This is a genomic window from Aeromonas sp. Marseille-Q7275 (assembly GCF_965119515.1).
Map to the genome: position 1 here is coordinate 1 of NZ_CBCPLW010000045.1, position 1434 is coordinate 1434.

At 65.1% G+C, this 1434-nt stretch carries 1 protein-coding gene; it reads right to left on the reverse strand.

The window, feature by feature from the left end:
- A partial coding sequence (locus tag ACWPWQ_RS21270) for a methyl-accepting chemotaxis protein (RefSeq protein WP_454010706.1) occupies positions 1 to 1209 on the reverse strand: 1209 nt, incomplete at its 3' end.
- Between the last annotated feature and the right edge of the window lie 225 nt (positions 1210 to 1434).

Genomic DNA, 1434 nt, shown 5'->3' on the forward strand with positions numbered 1-1434 from the left:
GGCCTCGATGGCGGCGTTGAGGGCCAGCAGGTTGGTCTGCTCCGAGATGCTGCGGATGGTGTCGAGTATGCTGCCGATGGAGTCGGTCTGGCTCGCCAGGGACTCGATGACCCCGGCCACCTGTTCGATCTCCCCGGAGAGGCCGACGATGCCGTGGCGGGCCTGAGCCACCACGACCGCACCCGCATCGGCCTGATCGTTGGCCTGTTTGGCCACGTCGGCGGCGAGCGACGCATTGCCGGCTATTTCGCTGACGGTGGCGCCCATCTCGTGGATGGCGGTGGCGACCTGGACGGTGCGATCCCGCTGGGCGGTACAGTTGTGCTGGGTCAGTTGGGCCTTGGCGGCCACCTCGTTGGCGGTGGCGGCGAGCTGGCGGGAGTTGCTCGCCACCTGCTCGATGGCACCGTGGATGCGAGCCACGAACTGATTGAAGCTGCTGGCTATTTCGGCAAGCTCGTCCTTGCCGGTGAGGCTGGCACTGCTGTCGAGGGCGAGATGGCGGGCGGCATCCCCGATGTGCAGTTGCAGGAAGGAGACCCGGCGGCGCAACCCGATCAGGATGAGGGTCGAGACCAGCAGCGAGATGGCGATGGCGATCACTATGATGGCGATCATCTGGTTGCGGCCGCTGTCATAGCTGCTCTGGCTCAGCTCGTTGCGCTGCTGGGCCTGGCCGATGAGGCCGTCGAGCAGGGCGTTGGCCCCCTTGCGCATCTCCCCATAGGTCTGGCTGTAGCTGTCCCGATAAATGGTGCGGGCCACCTCCATCTCATCCTTCTCCAGCGCCTGCAGCATGGGGATCAGCTCCTCACGCTCCATCTTCTCGAACTGGCCGAGCAGCCGCTCGGCCTCGGCCCGGGCGGCGGGATCGACCTGGGCCGTCACCGCCTGCTGCATGGCCTGGCGCATCTCGGGAATATCTTCCTCGCGGGTCTCCTTGACCCGGGTCAGCACTCCCTTCTCGTCGCGCAGGGAGGTCTCCTGCAGCAGCATCATGTCAATGCCGACGCGCATGCGCGGGATGCGGGAGGCCACTTCCGCCATGGCCCGCATGGGGGTGGCGGTATTCTGGAACAGCTCATCGGCCTGTTGCTTGATGTTGCCCATGCTGCGCAGGCTGGCGGCGCCGACCAGCAACAGGGCGAGACAGGGCACGGTAACGGCCAGGATGAGTTGGGTTTTGATCGTGATCTTGCCTGCCAGCATGATGACTCCTTGGTGTGTTGCTATGTCGCTACTGTAGCGGCTTGTCATGACGGTTTGCCGTCATTCCCGGGCCGACACTCCCTGCCGACCCGGACGAAAAAGAGCGCCGAAGCGCTCTTTCATCTCATAGCCGGAAGTTGCCGACCAGCTTGTCGAGCTCGCCGGAGAGCTGCTGCAGACTGCGGCTGGACTCCGTCAGCTGATGGGCGATGTCGGCGGTCTCCA